This is a genomic window from Fluviicoccus keumensis (assembly GCF_004217445.1).
Taxonomy (GTDB): Bacteria; Pseudomonadota; Gammaproteobacteria; order Pseudomonadales; family Moraxellaceae; genus Fluviicoccus; species Fluviicoccus keumensis.
The window spans coordinates 492097-508262 of the sequence record NZ_SHKX01000010.1; the positions used below are offsets into that span (position 1 = coordinate 492097).

At 62.9% G+C, this 16166-nt stretch carries 15 protein-coding genes; 7 read left to right on the plus strand and 8 right to left on the minus strand.

The window, feature by feature from the left end; all coding sequences use genetic code 11:
• Positions 1-166: 166 nt before the first annotated feature.
• Positions 167-1723, minus strand: coding sequence for an ATP-binding response regulator (locus tag EV700_RS03275; protein WP_130410913.1), 1557 nt, complete (start codon positions 1721-1723; stop codon positions 167-169).
• A gap of 96 nt (positions 1724-1819) precedes the next feature.
• Between EV700_RS03275 and EV700_RS03280 the strand changes: the two genes are divergently transcribed.
• Positions 1820-2740, plus strand: a complete 921-nt coding sequence (locus EV700_RS03280) for a LysR family transcriptional regulator (RefSeq protein ID WP_130410914.1) — start codon at positions 1820-1822, stop codon at positions 2738-2740.
• Here EV700_RS03280 and EV700_RS03285 read toward each other — a convergent pair.
• Both EV700_RS03285 and EV700_RS03290 read right to left on the minus strand, forming a co-directional pair.
• Positions 2734-3402, minus strand: a complete 669-nt coding sequence (locus tag EV700_RS03285; protein ID WP_242610176.1) for a class I SAM-dependent methyltransferase — start codon at positions 3400-3402, stop codon at positions 2734-2736. The two genes, EV700_RS03280 and EV700_RS03285, sit on opposite strands and share 7 nt — an antisense overlap.
• A 175-nt stretch (positions 3403-3577) precedes the next feature.
• The gene (locus EV700_RS03290) at positions 3578-4591 is read right to left on the minus strand and encodes a transporter (protein WP_130410915.1); all 1014 of its coding nucleotides are present in this window, start codon (positions 4589-4591) and stop codon (positions 3578-3580) included.
• Between the two features lie 161 nt (positions 4592-4752).
• Here EV700_RS03290 and EV700_RS03295 point away from each other — a divergent pair, with 161 nt between their 5' ends.
• Entirely contained in the window at positions 4753-5001 is a 249-nt protein-coding gene (locus EV700_RS03295) for a hypothetical protein (RefSeq protein WP_130410916.1), read from the plus strand.
• Here the strand turns inward: EV700_RS03295 and EV700_RS03300 are convergent.
• The 5 genes from EV700_RS03300 to grpE form a co-directional block, all read right to left on the minus strand.
• Positions 4998-5990, minus strand: coding sequence for an AraC family transcriptional regulator (locus EV700_RS03300; protein ID WP_130410917.1), 993 nt, complete (start codon positions 5988-5990; stop codon positions 4998-5000). The two genes, EV700_RS03295 and EV700_RS03300, sit on opposite strands and share 4 nt — an antisense overlap.
• A gap of 313 nt (positions 5991-6303) precedes the next feature.
• Positions 6304-7116 (minus strand): 4-hydroxy-tetrahydrodipicolinate reductase, encoded by an 813-nt coding sequence (gene dapB, locus EV700_RS03305; protein ID WP_130410918.1) that lies wholly within the window; start codon positions 7114-7116, stop codon positions 6304-6306.
• A 159-nt stretch (positions 7117-7275) separates the two neighbouring features.
• A complete protein-coding gene (gene dnaJ / locus EV700_RS03310) occupies positions 7276-8397 on the minus strand; it encodes a molecular chaperone DnaJ (RefSeq protein ID WP_130410919.1) in 1122 nt (373 codons plus the stop codon).
• A gap of 216 nt (positions 8398-8613) precedes the next feature.
• On the minus strand, positions 8614-10542 hold the full coding sequence (gene dnaK / locus EV700_RS03315; RefSeq protein ID WP_278044897.1) for a molecular chaperone DnaK: 1929 nt from the start codon (positions 10540-10542) through the stop codon (positions 8614-8616).
• A gap of 105 nt (positions 10543-10647) precedes the next feature.
• Positions 10648-11178 (minus strand): nucleotide exchange factor GrpE, encoded by a 531-nt coding sequence (gene grpE / locus EV700_RS03320; RefSeq protein ID WP_130410921.1) that lies wholly within the window; start codon positions 11176-11178, stop codon positions 10648-10650.
• 135 nt (positions 11179-11313) lie between these two features.
• Here grpE and EV700_RS03325 point away from each other — a divergent pair, with 135 nt between their 5' ends.
• The 5 genes from EV700_RS03325 (at position 11314) to EV700_RS03345 (ending at position 16162) form a co-directional block, all read left to right on the plus strand.
• On the plus strand, positions 11314-12591 hold the full coding sequence (locus tag EV700_RS03325) for a hypothetical protein (protein ID WP_130410922.1): 1278 nt from the start codon (positions 11314-11316) through the stop codon (positions 12589-12591).
• Positions 12592-12675: 84 nt separating this feature from the next.
• Complete coding sequence (gene recN / locus EV700_RS03330; RefSeq protein ID WP_130410923.1) at positions 12676-14328, plus strand: DNA repair protein RecN; 1653 nt, start codon at positions 12676-12678, stop codon at positions 14326-14328.
• Positions 14329-14547: 219 nt separating this feature from the next.
• Positions 14548-14907, plus strand: coding sequence for a hypothetical protein (locus EV700_RS03335; protein WP_130410924.1), 360 nt, complete (start codon positions 14548-14550; stop codon positions 14905-14907).
• 193 nt (positions 14908-15100) lie between these two features.
• Positions 15101-15775 (plus strand): SRPBCC family protein, encoded by a 675-nt coding sequence (locus EV700_RS03340; protein ID WP_130410925.1) that lies wholly within the window; start codon positions 15101-15103, stop codon positions 15773-15775.
• A 27-nt stretch (positions 15776-15802) separates the two neighbouring features.
• Entirely contained in the window at positions 15803-16162 is a 360-nt protein-coding gene (locus EV700_RS03345) for a YajD family HNH nuclease (RefSeq protein ID WP_130410926.1), read from the plus strand.
• Positions 16163-16166: the final 4 nt, after the last annotated feature.

The window sequence follows — 16166 nt, forward strand, 5'->3', positions numbered from 1 at the left end:
CCGGTATTGGTCGGAAAGCGTTAGGGTTATCAAGGTTGTTGAAATCCGCCACGGCGGATGCCTGCGGATGATTCAACAATCCCTGTCAATTTATCGTTTTATCACGTTTATCGTTATGGCGGATGAGGCTATCAAACCCGGCTCGGCAACGGCAAGAAGCCTCCCCCTAACCCCCGGCGACCGGCAACAGGAATGAGAACTCCGTCCCAGCGGCCGAGGTGGTAAAACCAACTTCACCGCCCAACTGTTCCACAATACTGCGCGCAATATTCAAACCCAGCCCGGTTCCGCCCCTGGCGCGGGCATCAGAACTGTTGGCCTGCGAAAACCGGTTGAAAATCCGCTCCCGGAACTCCTCGGGAATGCCGGGGCCGTAATCCCGGATCCTGAAGCGGATCCGGTCGCCCTCAAGGTCGGCCGCCAGTTCCACGCTTTTCCCGGCCGGGCTGTACTTGACCGCGTTCGAAATCAGGTTGGCAAACACCTGCTGCAGCCGCAACTCATCGGCCAGGATCCGCACGCCTTCCGCCTGACGCACAATCCGCAGGCGGACATCGTGGCGCAAACCGTAACCTTCGTTGGCGGCGACCGCTGTTTCCATCGCGCCATCGGCCGTTAGCATGACCACGTTGAAATCCATGCCGCGCGTGGTGATCTTTTCCAGGTCGAGAATGTCATTGATCAGCTGGGTCAACCGTTCGCTGTTACGGTTGGCGACATCCAGCATGCGCATCGCCTTCTCTGGCAGCTCGCCCAGTTTTCCGCCCAGAATCAGACCAAGAGCGCCGCGGATGGACGTGAGCGGTGTGCGCAACTCATGGCTGACCGTGGCGATGAACTCATTCTTGGCGAGGTCTGCCGCCTTGCGTTCCGTGATGTCACGGATCACCAGACTCAACTCGATGCCCCGGGCAGAGGGCAGCGGCGTCACCAGGTATTCAATCGGCAGATTGCCGCCGTGCGGTTGACGCAAATCGGCTTCGGTGTACCGGGTGCTGTTGCCCTGCCCCTGCAATGCCTCCGCCAAACGCTCGCTGAATCCCGTTTGCGACCCCGGCGTCAGCATATCGGTGAAGGATCGGCCGTCCAGCTGCCCGCCGACCAGTTTCAACAAGGCCTGGGCGGCATAATTTCCCTGCAGGATACGACCGGTTCCGTCCAGTTTCAGGATGCCGGTCGGCACGGTATCCAGCAGCACCCGAAGCTCCTGGTGGGTTTCCAGTAACTGTTTCTGGCTTTGCTGCAGTGCCCGCGCGGCTTCGTCGCGCTCACGCAGCGCCAGATAGGATCGGGAGTGGTAACGGATGCGCGCGACCAGCTCCAGGGCGTCAGGGAGCTTGACCAGATAGTCATTCGCGCCGGCAGCGAAGGCCGCGCTTTTGACCTTGGGGTCTTCCTTGGTGGAGAGCACGATGATAGGAATGGCGGCCGTCACCGGATCGGCGCGATAGGCCTGCACCAGTGTCAGGCCGTCTGTCTGCGGCATGACCAAATCCTGAAGAATGACGGTCGGGCGCGCCCGGATGGCCGTCTCAAGCGCCAGGGCGGCGTCAGCACAAAAATGAAAGGCGAAGCCCGACTGGGCGCTCAGCAGGCGACGCACTGCCTCGCCAATAATCGCCTGATCGTCCACCAGTAACACCGTAACTGCAGCGTCAGCCACCCGGCCGGCTTCTATGCCCTGCATCCATAACCCCCACTGAGACATCAGCCAATGCGGCATCAGCGAGGCTGAGTATAACTTCCCGTCACATCATTGCCATGGCTGGTTGTCCGACCATAATATTTCTTATACAACCTCACCGACATCATAAACCATATGCATATTTATCGCCTTGACCTCAATCTGCTGCTGGTGCTCGACGCCATCTATAGCGAAGGCAACATCACCCGCGCCAGCCAGAAGCTGCACCTGACCCAGCCCGCCGTCAGCCATGCCCTCGGCCGCCTGCGCGAGCAGCTGGGCGACCCGCTGTTCGTGCGCCAAGGCACGCTGATGCAGCCGACACCCTACACCCGCAATCTGATCGGGCCGGTGCGCGAAGCCTTGCAGTTGCTGGAACGCAGCGTCGCCGACGAACCGGCCTTCGACCCCGCCAGCGCCCGCCGCACCTTCAACCTCGGCCTGCGCGACGTCTTCGAGGCCACCGCCCTGCCGCCGCTGGCGGCGCGCCTGCAGGCGCTGGCGCCCGGCATCGAACTGGCCAGCGTGCGCATCGACCGCCGCGATGTCGAAGGCGAACTGGCCGCTGGCACGCTGGACCTGGCGCTGGACGTGCCGCTGGCGATGGGTGAAAGCATCCGCCAGCAACGGATTTCCCGCGACCGGCTGGTGGTCGTGGCGCGACAGGACCATCCGGGCATTGGTGAGACGCTGGATCTGGACACCTATCTGGCGCAGGCGCACGTGCTGGTGTCGTCGCGGCGCAAGGGCTGGGGGCTGGAGGATTTTGAACTGAACCGGGAAGGACGGCGGCGGCGCATCGTACTGCGCTGCCAGCATTATTTCGCCGCTAGCCGCGTCGCCAGCCGCACCGACCTATTGCTGACCATGCCGGAACAGTATGCCCGTATCGCCAACATGCAGTTCGGCAACCGCATTTACCCCTTCCCCTTGCAGACGCAGGCGCTGGACGCCCACCTCTACTGGCACGCCACCGCCGACCACGACCCCGCCAACCGCTGGCTGCGCGGCGTCATGCAGGACGTGGTCAGCGCGTGGCCGGAGGAGACTCAGTGACGGGTGTAATGCAGCAGCTTGCCCTTGTAGGCCTCGCCGCAGGCCTGTAAACCGTCCAGGCTGGACTCTTCACAGCTGTAGCCCAGCGCCGTCATGCAGCGGCTGAAACCGGGGCGGTTACCGCGATTGGGATCAACAATCAGCACTTGCACGGCTTGTTCGGCATGACGCTCGATAAAGGCGGACAAGCGCGCGGGCTGGTCTCGTTCATACAACAGGTCGCTACCGATGATGATGTCAAAACGCCCCAGCGCCGGATTCTCGGTTTCCCAGTTGCCGTTCCGGTATTTGGGCAGGCCCATGCCGTTCAGTCCGGCATTCTGCGTCAGGAAGTCCCCGGCCAGCGGATGGCAGTCACTGGCGGTGATATCCATGTCCCGACGCTGGCAGACCAGACTGGCCAGCCCCAGGCCGCAACCCACTTCCAGGATGCGCTTGCCCTGCAGCTCAAAGTTTTCCATCAGCCCGGCCAGCATCCGCGCCGAGGGCCAGACCATGCCGAACAATGACCAGCTGGCGGGGGAAATGCCCATCGCCGCCGCCACGCCCAGCGGGTCGGCGTATTGCTGGTGATCCAGCAGGGAACGGATTTGCAGGTCGGCGGCCCCGTTCAGGGAAACCGCCTCGAATTTGACCAGGTAACCGGGCATGGCAACGCTCACGCGGAGGCGTCTCGTGCGGCGGGAAAAAGTTCGGGAGGGAACAGGACACAAGACTTCCGGCGGGGCGGAAAGCGTCATGCAGGCCGGACGGCCTTTCACGGGGCAAAAGCAGCAAGAGAAGAAAAAGCGGCAGCAGGATACCATCCCCCCGCCCGGAAAGCGAATGCGCGGCGGTTCAGTCCCGCTCGCGGAAGGCGAACCAGGCCGCCAGCAAGGTAAAGGTCGCCACAATCGCCACGACATCCCAGAAGCCGTCGCCCGCGCCCGCCAACGGAATGCCGCCAACGTTCATGCCGAACAGACCGGAAATGATGTTGATCGGCAGCACCAGCACCGACACCACCGTCAGCACGAACAGGCTGCGGTTGGTCTGCTCGTTGACCTGGCTGGCGATCTCTTCCTGCAACAGCTTGATCCGTTCCTGCAAGGACGCGGTTTCCTGCAACACCGTCGAGAATTCTTCCGTGGATTGGCGCAAATCGAGCAGGTCCCGCTCCGGTACCCATTCCGGCGGCCGGTTCAACAGCCGGAACAGCGCCGCCGGCTCCGGGGCCATCAGGCGTTGCAAACGCACCAGCAACCGCCGCCAAGCGCCCAGGCTGGCGCGATTGCGCTCCGGACGGTTGGCCAGCAGCCGGTCCTCCACCCCGTCCACCTTGTCGGCGATGTCCCGCACGATCTGGGTCAACACATCCGCCTGATCCCGCAGCAGATGCACCAGCAGGTCCACCGGCGACTCCAGCACCAGCCCGCGCTTTACCGCCGCCCGCAACCGGTCCACCGAGCGCAGCGGCTTGCTGCGGGCGCTGACCACCAGTTGCGGGCCGACGTGCAGGTACAACGTTGAAATATCGGAGGCGTCATAGGCGAAGTCGAACAGCACGTCGTTGATCACCGCGATCAGGCTGTCATCGACGTATTCAATGCGGGTGGAACGGGTGCCTTCATGCAGGGTTTCATGAAACAACGATGACAACCCGGCATGGCGCTTCAGCCATTTTTCGCAGGAAGAATGGCTCAGGTTGACGTGCAGCCAGAGAAATCCGCCGCCGGCATCAGCGGCATTTCCGGCCAGCCAGGCTTCGGCCTCACCAGAGTCCAGCGAGAGGACACGCCCCGAGGAATCAAAGCGGTAGGCGCAAATGACACCGGAGGCGTCGGAGCCATACGTGAGGGCCGGCGAATTCATGGGGCGTGCTCCTGTCTGGAATCCCGGCGGGGGACAGGACATTTTCTGACGGTTTGATGACAGCGCGGTGACAGACGCCCACTTTGTCATCAAAGTGAAACCTTGGCCCAAGGCAACTATGTTACCTTGATGCTGCCATTTTTAACCGGTGAAGCACGATCATGGGCAAGAAGAAATCCCTGCGGGAAGTCCTGCATCAGCACCCCGAACTGTTCGACATGGTGCAACTGCTGACCAGCGGCGACGACATGGTCGCCAGTGAAGAATATGTCAGCGACGAGCTGGTCATCACGCTGGCGCGTGACGGCAAACCCAAGAAGAAGAAATGCAACGAACTGGTCTTCGTCAAGACGGCGGAAGGCTATCTGCTGCGCTCCCCGCTCCAGGCCGAAGCCGAACCGGACGCCTAACGCCCGATCCCCCGCTTGAAATCGCGCGGCGTCACGCCGAACCAACGCTTGAAGGCGCGGGTGAAGGCGCTCTGCTCGGAATAACCCAGCAACAAGGCAATATCGGTGAAGGACAGGTGCTTGTCGGCGAGATAGCGCTGCGCCAGCTCGCTGCGGATCTTGTCCAGCACCAGGTTGAACTCCAGGTCCTTTTCCTGCAAGCGCCGCTGCAATGTACGGGTCGACATCGTCATCAGCCCCGCCACCGACGGCAGATCGGGCGTGCCGTCGTGAATGCAGCGGACGATCGATGACCGCAGGCGATCATAAAAGGAATCGGCGGCGGGCAGCGCCACCAACAGGGCTTCGGCCTGCTGCGACAGCAAATCCATCAGCGCCGGATCACGCTGCTTCAGCTCGCGCGTCATGTGCGACAGCGGGAATCGCACCCGCGTCACCGTGTCATTGAAATGCACCGGACAGCCGAAGAATTCAGTGTAGGGCGTGATATCGGCGGGCGGCGCATTGACGAAGGTAATCAGCATCGGCTTCATCGGCTCTTCCACCAGGAAGCGCACATAGCTGATGAACAGGGATATGGCCGTTTCATCCACCAACTGGCCGGGTGTGCCGCGCTCGATGCCCCAGCGGATCTCGATGGCGTCGCCGTCGGCCACCACGCTGCCGGGGTTGCCGTCATATACCAGCCGCTGATAGCGCGCATAACGCAGCAACGCCTCGCCCAGCGTACTGCACGACAGCGCCATGTAACCCAGGATACCCACATGCTTCGGCGCCACGCACGCGCCGATGGCCAGTCCCAGCCCCGGCTGCGGGTAACGCTGGGCAATCAGCTGCAGCAGTTGCGACCACTCGTCCAGGCCCAGGCGACTGGTCGGGGAATATTTTTCCATGGCTTTCAGGCATTCGGGCGCATGGATGTGATTGCGCTCGATGAAATCACGCAGCATCCCCAACATGGATGCGGTTATGAACAGGCCCCCAAACATGGATATCCCCTTATTCTTATTCAGACCGTATCAGGTCGGCGCAGGGTCAACGTTAACGTCGTTGCCAACAGTGTTGGAATGCCGCCGGAGAGAGTCAATAGACCCTGCCAGCATACCGGATGAACAGGCAAAAGCTTGGTACGGAACGTCAGAATGGATAAGGGAGTTGGCGCAAACGGTCAAAACGGATGGCGCACCAAGTCAAGTTGAAATCTGCACAACTGTGCAATATAGCGGCGTACCACACAACAAGATGAAACATGTCACCCCTGGGGCGTCGGCTGTCACCGACGCCCCGATTTTTTTGGGGTAATCAGCGCAGTCCCAGCACATCACGCATATCGTACAGCCCGGCATTGCGGCTGCCGATCCAGGCCGCCGCCCGCACCGCCCCATTCGCAAAGTTCATGCGGCTGGTGGCGATATGCCGGATTTCCACCCGTTCGCCTTCGCCCATGAACATCACCGTATGGTCGCCTACCACGTCGCCGCCGCGAATAGTCTGGAAACCGATGGACTGGCGTTCGCGCTGGCCGGTATGACCGAAACGCTCATAAACCGCCACATCCTTCAGATTACGCCCCAGGGCACCGGCCACCGCCTCGCCCAGCATCAGCGCCGTGCCGGAAGGCGCGTCGACCTTGTAGCGGTGGTGCGCTTCCAGGATTTCAATATCCACGGTATCGCCAAAGGCCTTGGCCGCCAGCTCCAGCAGCTTCAGCGAGACGTTGACGCCCACCGAGTAATTGCCGGAATAGACAATGGGAATGTCCTGGCTGGCCTCGACCAGGTATTCCTTCTGCTCTTCGTTGAGGCCGGTGGTGCCGATAACGATGCCCTTCCCTTCCTGACGGCACAACGCCACTTCGGCGATAGTGGCCGACGGGGTGGAAAAGTCGATGGCGACATCCACCAGGTCAATCTGGCTGGCCAGGGACCCGTTCAGGAAAACGCCCAGACGGTCCAAAGCGGCCATTTCCCCGGCATCCGCACCGATCAGGGAGCTCTCGGGACGCTCGATGGCGGCGGTGAGCTTGACATCCGGACGGTTGTTGACCGCATGAATCAATGCGCGGCCCATCCGGCCGGCGGCGCCGCAAATGGCGATACGGGTGGGGGTGGTCATGATGCCTTTCTCCAGCAGGAATTCCGTGAAGTGGTTAGCGTGCCAGTGTTGGCGCGGGCAGGCAAGCGGGAAAGATCCCGGCGGGGCGGGTTTTGAGCGGATACAGCGGGCAGGAAGAGGAAATCGGGGCCGGACGGGCGTCCGGCCCCGCAGGGTGCATCAGGAGAACAGGTCTTTCAGGCCGTCCAGGAAGGACTTCTTGTTCGGCGTGTGCTTCTCGTTGCCATCCAGCGACTCCTGGAATTCACGCAGCAACTCCTTCTGGCGGCTGGTCAGGTTGACCGGCGTTTCCACCTTGATCTGGCAGAGCATGTCGCCCGGCTCGTAACCGCGCACCGGCTTGATGCCCTTGCCGCGCAGGCGGAACAGCTTGCCGGTCTGCGTGCCTTCGGGAATCTTCAGCTTGACACGGCCGTCCAGCGTCGGCACTTCGATCTCGCCACCCAGCGTTGCTTCCACAAAGCTGATCGGCACTTCGCAGAACAGGTCGGCACCATCGCGCTTGAAGATGGCGTGATCCTTGACCACGACCTGCACATACAGGTTGCCTGCGGGCATGCCGTTGGCTCCGGCTTCGCCCTCGCCCGCCAGCCGCACCTTGTCACCGGTATCGACACCGGCCGGAATGGTTACTTCCAGCGTCTTCTGCTTGTTGCTGCGGCCTTCACCGTGGCAGGCATCGCAGGGATCCTTGATGATCTGGCCGCGACCCTTACAGGTGGGGCAGGTCTGCTGCACGGTAAAGAAACCCTGCTGCATGCGCACCTGACCGGCGCCGCCGCAGGTGCGGCAGGTAGTCTTGCCCGAGCCCTTCTTGGCGCCGGAACCGTCGCAAACATCGCACGGCGCGGCGGTGGTGAAACGGATCTGCTTCTTGCAGCCCTTCACCGCCTCTTCCAGCGACAGCTCCAGCGTGTATTGCAGGTCGGCGCCACCGCGCTGGCGACCACCGCCGCCGCGTCCGCCGCCCCCGAAAATATCGCCGAAGGCCTCGAAAATATCGGAGAACCCACCACCGCCGCCGAAGCCGCCGCCAAAGCCGCCAGCCATGTTGGGATCGACCCCGGCATGGCCGTGACGGTCATAGGCCGCGCGCTTGTCGGCATTGGAGAGTATCTCGTAAGCCTCGTTGGCTTCCTTGAACTTTTCCTCGGCCTGCTTGTCATCCGGATTGCGGTCCGGATGGAACTTCATGGCCAGGCGGCGATAAGCCTTCTTGATGTCCTCGTCGTTGGCGTCCTTGGCGACGCCCAGCACTTCATAGAAGTCACGTTTTGCCATCTGGCAGTCTCCGCTGAAACAACAAACGCCAAACGGGTGTTGGCGTTATCAGAATTCTTTCCCTCCTACGCAGTAGGGGGGATGTCCCGGAGGGACAGGGGGGTTGCGGACAGCATCCGGAACACGGCTTCAAAAATGGGCCTGTTCGTCCACGGCCGTTACCCCCTCGGCCTTCGGCCACTCCCCCTGTTCCACAGGGGGAGTAAAGGCCCGTTCTTACTTCTTGTCGCTGACGTCTTCAAACTCCGCGTCCACCACGCCGTCGTCGGCCTTTTCATGGCCCGGACCCGGCTGGGTGCCGCCCGCCTGCTGCTGCTCGGCGTAGAGTTTCTGCATCAGCGGCATGGAGGCGTTGCTCAGGGCTTCGGATTTGGCGTCGATGGCGGCCTTGTCGTTGCCCTTGATGGCTTCTTCCAGTTCCTTGACGGCGGCTTCGATGGCTTCCTTCTCGGCGTCGGTCGCCTTGTCGCCCACGTCCTTCAGCGTCTTGCGGGTGGCGTGCACCAGGCCATCGGCCTGATTGCGCGCTTCCACCAGCTCGGCGAACTTCTTGTCTTCCTCGGCGTTGGCCTCGGCGTCACGCACCATGGCCTGGATTTCTTCCTCGGACAGACCCGAGTTGGCCTTGATGACGATGCTTTGCGCCTTGCCGGTGCCCTTGTCCTTGGCGGACACGTTCAGGATGCCGTTGGCGTCGATATCGAAGGTGACTTCGATCTGCGGCATGCCGCGCGGGGCCGGCGGAATGTCGCTGAGGTCGAAGCGGCCCAGCAGCTTGTTCTGCTGCGCCTGACGACGTTCGCCCTGGAACACCTGGATGGTCACGGCGGTCTGGTTGTCGTCGGCGGTCGAGAACACCTGCGACTTCTTGGTCGGGATGGTGGTGTTCTTCTCGATCAGCGCGGTCATCACGCCGCCCATGGTTTCGATACCCAGCGTCAGCGGGGTCACGTCCAGCAGCAGCACGTCCTTCTTGTCGCCCGACAGCACGGCGCCCTGGATGGCTGCACCCACGGCCACGGCTTCGTCAGGGTTCACGTCCTTGCGCGGTTCCTTACCGAAGAATTCCTTGACCTTCTGCTGCACCAGCGGCATGCGGGTCTGGCCGCCGACCAGGATCACGTCGCCGATTTGCGACACGCTCAGACCGGCGTCCTTCAGTGCAATCTTGCAGGGCTCGATGGTGCGGGCCACCAGGCCTTCCACCAGCGATTCCAGCTTGGCGCGGGTCACCTTGATATTCAGGTGCTTCGGACCGGTGGCGTCGGCCGTGATGTACGGCAGGTTCACTTCGGTCTGTTGCGCCGAGGACAGCTCGATCTTGGCCTTTTCAGCGGCTTCCTTCAGACGCTGCATGGCCAGCGGATCACCCTTCAGATTGACGCTCTGTTCCTTCTTGAACTCTTCGGCCAGGTAATCGATCAGCAGCATGTCGAAGTCTTCGCCGCCCAGGAAAGTGTCGCCATTGGTGGCCAGCACTTCAAAGGACTGCTCGCCGTCCACGTCGGCGATGTCGATGATCGAGATGTCGAAGGTGCCGCCGCCGAGGTCATACACGGCAATCTTGCGGTCGCCTTCCTTCTTGTCCATGCCGAAGGCCAGCGCGGCGGCCGTCGGTTCGTTGATGATGCGCTTCACGTCCAGACCGGCGATGCGGCCGGCGTCCTTGGTCGCCTGGCGCTGGCTGTCGTTGAAGTAGGCCGGCACGGTGATCACGGCTTCGGTCACCGGCTCGCCGAGGTAGTCTTCGGCGGTCTTCTTCATCTTCTTCAGCACTTCGGCCGAGATTTGCGGCGGGGCCATGCGGTTGCCGCGTGCTTCCACCCAGGCGTCGCCGTTATCGGCGCCGACAATGGCGTAGGGCACCATGCTGATGTCCTTCTGCACCACGTCGTCCTTGAACTTGCGGCCGATCAGGCGCTTCACCGCGAACAGCGTGTTCTTGGGGTTGGTGACGGCCTGGCGCTTGGCGCCCGCGCCGACCAGGATTTCATTTTCGGTGTAAGCAACGATGGACGGCGTGGTGCGCGCGCCTTCCGCGTTTTCCAGAACCTTGACCTGATCGCCTTCCATAATGGCGACGCAGGAGTTGGTGGTGCCCAGGTCGATACCGATGATCTTGCCCATGTCATGTCTCCGAAGAATTTGGTTTGAATCTGCGGTTCAACCCGCCCTGCGGGGGAACCGGTGTTTCGTTAGCGTTTGGCTTGAAGCTGATATGGCGATGCCCTCAGCTTTTTCAAGGACAATTTATTGCGCCACCACCACCATCGCCGGACGCAGCAGGCGGCCGGACAGGGTGTAGCCCTTCTGGAACACGTTGACCACGGTGTTCGCGGCTGTTCCGTTACCGGCGGGCTGGGTGGCCACGGCCTGATGATGCTCGGCGTTGAACGGCTGGCCGGCGGGGTCGACCTGTTCCACCTGGAACTTCTTCAGCGCATCCAGGAAGACGCGGTGGGTCAGTTGCAGTCCCTCCACCAACGACTTGGTGGCGTCATCCTGCGGAGCGGCGGCCAGCGCGCGCTCGAAGTTGTCGATCACGTCCAGCAGGCTGGCGGCGAACTTCTCGACGCCGAATTTGTGGGCGTTGGAGACTTCGCGCTCGGCGCGCATCTGGATGTTGCGGATCTCGGCCTGGGCGCGCAGCTGCGCGTCCTTGAGCTGGGCCTCCAGCTCGGCGACACGGGCGCTCAGCACCTCGACATCGGTTTCCATGATCTCGATATGGCCTTCGTCGGCGGCAGGGTTTTCAGTCTCGGGAGTTTGTTGGTCGGCCATGACAGCACCTCAATGTGGATGGTCTGAATGAAGATGGGGGTGTTATGGGGATGCCCTTGGAAGTTTCAAGGGATTGGGTCGCAAGTCATTCTGCGCTACTGTTGGAAAACACCTGATCCTGCCCGACGGTTCCCCATGACCTCCGAAAACCTGCCGTCCCTTGCCGACCTGATGAACCGCGACTGTTACTGCCTCAGCGTCAATCGCGACCGCTTGCAGCAGGAGCTGGACTGCGCCCCGGCATTCCGTCCACTGTTCCGGCAATTGCTGGACACCCACCCGCACCTGTTCGCCGATGTCACCGTCTTCGTGACCGCCGCGCAGCAGGCGCGGATGCAAGGTCTGATCACCGCCATCGAGACCGTCATCGCGCATCCCTCCTGGGCCGACGCGGTGCTGGCCGCCGCGCCGGATAGCGCCCGGCGCCACTCGAACGCGCTGGGCATGTTCATGGGCTACGACTTCCATCTGGGCGACAGCGGCCCGAAGCTGATCGAGATCAACACCAATGCCGGCGGCGCGTGGCTGAACCTGATCCTGCGCAAGGCGCAACAGGCCTGTTGCGAGGTGATGAATCCGTTGACGCCCTCCCCCGATTCCCACGCCGCGTTACAGGACGCGCTGGTGGACATGTTCGCCGAGGAATGGCAGCGCGAACGCGGCGAAACACCGTTGCGCACCATCGCGATTGTCGACACCGCACCCGAAAGCCAATACCTGTACCCTGAATTCCTGCTGGCACGCTGTCTGCTGGAGAGCCGGGGCTACCGGGTGGTCATCGCCGACCCGGCCGAACTGCGGCACACCGCAGGCGGGCTATGGCTGGGCGAAACGGCCATCGACCTGGTCTACAACCGCCTCACCGACTTCGACCTGCGGGAACCCGCCTCCGCCGCCCTGCGCGCCGTTTGGCTGGCGGATGATGTGGTGCTCAGCCCGAATCCACGCCATCACGCGCTGTTCGCGCACAAGGCCAATCTGGTCCGGCTGGGCGACGCGGACTGGTTAGAGAACATCGGGATCACGGCGGCGGACATCGCGCAACTGGCGGACGGTATCCCGGCCACCCGGCTGGTGACGCCGGATAACGCCGATGCTCTCTGGCAGGCCCGGCGCGAGCTGTTCTTCAAGCCGGTGGCAGGCTACGGCGGCAAGGCCGCCTATCGCGGCGACAAGCTGACGAAACGGGTCTGGGAAGAAATCCTCGCGGGCGGCTATGTGGCGCAGGCGCGCATTCCTCCATCGGAGCGGATGATCCTGCGCGACGGCAAGCCGGAGGCCCTGAAATTCGACCTGCGCTGCTATACCTACGGCGGGCGTATCCAGCTGATGGCGGCTCGGCTGTATCAGGGGCAAACCACCAACTTCCGCACGCCGGGAGGAGGCTTTGCGCCGGTGTTTGTCATTCCCTGACGCCGAAATGCCGGGCGGCGCTTGCCTCCGCCGGGCGACGCGCTATTATCGGCCCACACCAAAAACAACCCGTCCGCCAACGCCATGCTCAGCTCGCTCTCCATCCGTCATTTCACCCTGGTCGAACACCTGGAACTGGAAATCCCGACCGGGTTCTCCGTCATCACCGGCGAGACCGGCGCAGGCAAGTCAATCCTGCTGGACGCGCTGGGCCTGTGCCTGGGCGACAAAGCCGACGGCGCAGTGGTGCGGCACGGCGCGGATAAGGCCGAGCTGACCGCCCTCTTCGACGTCTCCCGGCTGAAGGATGCCTGCGACTGGCTGGCCGAACGCGACCTCAGCAACGGTGAGGAATGCAGCCTGCGCCGCGTCATCCACAAGGAAGGCCGCTCCAAGGCGTGGATCAACGGTACGCCGGTAACGCTGGGCGAGCTGCGCACGCTGGGCGAAATGCTGATCCACATCCACGGCCAGCATGCGCCGCAAAGCCTGCTGCAACGCGCCAGCCACCGCCAGCTGATCGACAATGTCGGCGACCTGCACGCGCTGGCGGCCGAGGTCTCCCTCACCCACCAGCAATGGCAGCAGGCCGCGCGCGCGCTGGCAGACAGTCAGGCCAACCAGGCGGCGCAGGCGGCGCGGCTGGAACTGCTGGATTCCCATCTCGACGAATTGCAGAAGCTGGGCCTGAAGCCCGGCGAATACGAGGCGCTGGAGCAGGAATACGACCGCCTCGCCAACTTTGAAAGCCTGATGCAGGACGGCCGCGCCGCGCTCGACCTGCTCAGCGAGGGCGAAAGCCCGGTGCTGCGCGCGCTGCAACTGGCGATGAAGACGCTGGAACCGCACCGCAACCGCGACGACACCCTGACCAACCTCTGCGCCAGCCTCGACTCGGCGCTGATCGAAGTGAAGGAAAGCGCGGGCGAACTGCGTCATTTCCTCGAAGACCAGGAACTGGACCCGGCCCGGCTGCAATGGCTGGAAGGCCGTCTTTCCGAAGCGCACCGGCTGGCGCGCAAGCACAAGGTGCTGCCCGCCGAGCTGCCGGATTTGCAGGAACGCCTGCAGGCTGAGCACAGCCGCTGTCAGGAAGCGCAGGATGTGGAGGCCCTGCAAGCCGCCGTCGAAACCACCGCCACCCGGTATCAGGCACAGGCGCAAACCTTGCGCGAGCAACGGCAGCAGGTGGCCGGTTCACTGTCGCCCAGTATTGCCGGGCACCTGCGTAATCTGGGCATGCCGGACACCCAGGTCGAATTTGCCTTCATCACGCTGGCCAAACCCGCCGCGCACGGCTTGGACGATGTGGAATTGCTGTTCAGCGCCAACAAGGGGCAAGCGCCGCAGCCGCTGGCGAAAGTGGTGTCCGGCGGCGAGCTGTCGCGCTTTGCGCTGGCGGTGCAGGTAATTCAGGCCCAGCACAGCGCCGTGCCGGTGCTGGTCTTTGACGAAGTGGACGTGGGTATCAGCGGCGGCACGGCCGAGGTGGTGGGCGAGTTGCTGCGCAGCCTGGGCGAACGGGCGCAGATCCTCTGCATCACCCACCAGCCGCAAGTGGCGGCGAAGGGCCATCACCACTGGCGGGTGGAGAAATTCAGCACCGAGGACCGCACGCACAGCCGCATCGTGGCGCTGACGCGCGATGAGCGCATCCGCGAGATTGCGCGCATGTCGGGCGGTGTGACGATTACCCCGGAAACCCTGCGCCACGCCGAAAGCATGCTGGCCGGATGATTTTCCCGGTAACACCCGCGAGCCGGGACAGGCAATAACCATAAAATTATTGTGGTCACAGCTTGTAACAACTCGCGCGCAAGGCCCGAGCACGCTCCATTGCCCGGCACGGCCGGTCATGCTACCGTAAAATCATTCCAAATCAGCAGCTTGCCAACGACTGGCCGTGCCGGTGCGCCCGGCCCTTCCGGCAGCGCCCCGATCAAAGGCCCTACTGTCATGCCCGAATCCGCCGTTCACTGGCCTTGGTACGTCGCCGAGTTTGTCGTTTCCGAAACCCGCGACGGCCAGCCGCCGCGCTTCACCATCCATGCCTATCTGGTCTGGGCCCATACCGTCGAAATCGCCTACATCAACGCCAAGAACCTGGAGCTGGCGCTGGGGGAAAAGCTGCGCGCCGCCCACCGCGAAGCCACCGGCCGCGATGATGTCGCCTACCACTGCCTGGGCATCCACAACCTGAATACCTTGCATGTCGACCATCTGGAAAACGGCATCCACCTATCCGTGGTGGACTGGCCGTCGGAGCAGGCCCCGGAAATCCGGGAAATGCACGAGCTGTCCCTGTATCAGGCCTGACCACCCGGCCGCTTCCGCCTGAATTCCGCGCGGAAGCGGTCATCTGACCGAATTCAACACCACCAGCCCCCACCGTCACAGTGCGTGATGCACTATACTCGCCGAACCTGCCGGTCACGCCGGTCGCCCCCAAAACAATAATCGAGACTTTGACATGCCCATTTCCTGGCGAGCGGCCGGTTGCTGCGCGTTTATGACCCTGGCCCTGACCGGCCACACCCTGGCCGCCAACCCGGACGACGAGGAGCTGACTGTCCGGCTGGGCTCGGAATGGCGGCTGGTGAAGAATGACCAAAGTCGGGACATCCGCACCTGGGCCAAGCTGGAAGACGGCAAGCGCTACCGCTCGTTCAAGATTGAAGTCCAGCTGGACGCCGACCTCGATACCATCGCGCGCGTGCTGTTCGATTTCGACAACTATCCGAAGTGGTTCTGGGAAGTCCGGGAAGCCAAGTTGCTGAAGACCGTCTCCTCCACCGAGCATTTCACCTACATCGTCCACAACGCCCCGCTGGGCCTGCCCGACCGCGACGTGATCCTGCACACCACCATCGAACCGGCCACGCCCTCGCGCCCGCTGGCGCTGGTCAAGACCCATTCCGCCGTCAATTACCTGCCAGCCAAGCCGCCGCTGGTGCGCATGCTGGCGGAAGAAACGCTGGTGCGCTTTTCACCCATGCCGGACGGGGGCATACTCATGGAGGTGGAAGGCTATGTCGATCCGGGCGGCTCCGCGCCGATCTGGGCCACGAACTTCGTGCAACGCAGCGCGCCCTATGCCATCGCCGCCGGCATCCGGCGCATGGTGAAGCTGGATGCCTACCGCAATCCGGGAACCGCGCCCCGGTACAGTCTGGGCCGGTTCTGATCAAACCGCACCCAAGGAGCTTGTCGCATGTCCGGCACTGAAGACAAAACCGTCGCTGAAGCCCGCCGCGCCATCGCCGCCCGTGAGCAGGGCTACCGCGAGCAGGCGCTGAAGATGTACCCCTGGGTGTGCGGACGCTGCACGCGGGAGTTCACCCGCGCCAACCTGTCGCAGCTGACCGTGCATCACCGCGACCACAACCACGACAACAATCCGCCCGACGGCAGCAACTGGGAGTTGCTGTGCCTGTACTGCCACGACCATGAACACGCCAAGTATGTGCATCAGGACGGCAATGCCACGATCACGACGCGGGACGAAGGCCCGGCCCCGGCTACGCACAAGCCGTTCGCGGCGTTGCAGGGATTGTTGAAGAAACCCGGCTGACCGG

What these genes read in the sequence shown, in the direction of transcription:
- EV700_RS03295 (WP_130410916.1), top strand. Translation starts at nt 4,753, where the DNA reads ATGGGCAAGAAGAAATCCCTGCGGGAAGTCCTGCATCAGCACCCCGAA.
- EV700_RS03340 (WP_130410925.1), top strand. Translation starts at nt 15,101, where the DNA reads ATGACCCTGGCCCTGACCGGCCACACCCTGGCCGCCAACCCGGACGAC.
- dnaJ (WP_130410919.1), bottom strand. Translation starts at nt 8,397, where the DNA reads ATGGCAAAACGTGACTTCTATGAAGTGCTGGGCGTCGCCAAGGACGCC.
- grpE (WP_130410921.1), bottom strand. Translation starts at nt 11,178, where the DNA reads ATGGCCGACCAACAAACTCCCGAGACTGAAAACCCTGCCGCCGACGAA.
- EV700_RS03280 (WP_130410914.1), top strand. Translation starts at nt 1,820, where the DNA reads ATGCATATTTATCGCCTTGACCTCAATCTGCTGCTGGTGCTCGACGCC.
- EV700_RS03325 (WP_130410922.1), top strand. Translation starts at nt 11,314, where the DNA reads ATGACCTCCGAAAACCTGCCGTCCCTTGCCGACCTGATGAACCGCGAC.
- EV700_RS03335 (WP_130410924.1), top strand. Translation starts at nt 14,548, where the DNA reads ATGCCCGAATCCGCCGTTCACTGGCCTTGGTACGTCGCCGAGTTTGTC.
- EV700_RS03345 (WP_130410926.1), top strand. Translation starts at nt 15,803, where the DNA reads ATGTCCGGCACTGAAGACAAAACCGTCGCTGAAGCCCGCCGCGCCATC.
- EV700_RS03290 (WP_130410915.1), bottom strand. Translation starts at nt 4,591, where the DNA reads ATGAATTCGCCGGCCCTCACGTATGGCTCCGACGCCTCCGGTGTCATT.
- EV700_RS03275 (WP_130410913.1), bottom strand. Translation starts at nt 1,723, where the DNA reads ATGCCGCATTGGCTGATGTCTCAGTGGGGGTTATGGATGCAGGGCATA.
- EV700_RS03300 (WP_130410917.1), bottom strand. Translation starts at nt 5,990, where the DNA reads ATGTTTGGGGGCCTGTTCATAACCGCATCCATGTTGGGGATGCTGCGT.
- recN (WP_130410923.1), top strand. Translation starts at nt 12,676, where the DNA reads ATGCTCAGCTCGCTCTCCATCCGTCATTTCACCCTGGTCGAACACCTG.
- dapB (WP_130410918.1), bottom strand. Translation starts at nt 7,116, where the DNA reads ATGACCACCCCCACCCGTATCGCCATTTGCGGCGCCGCCGGCCGGATG.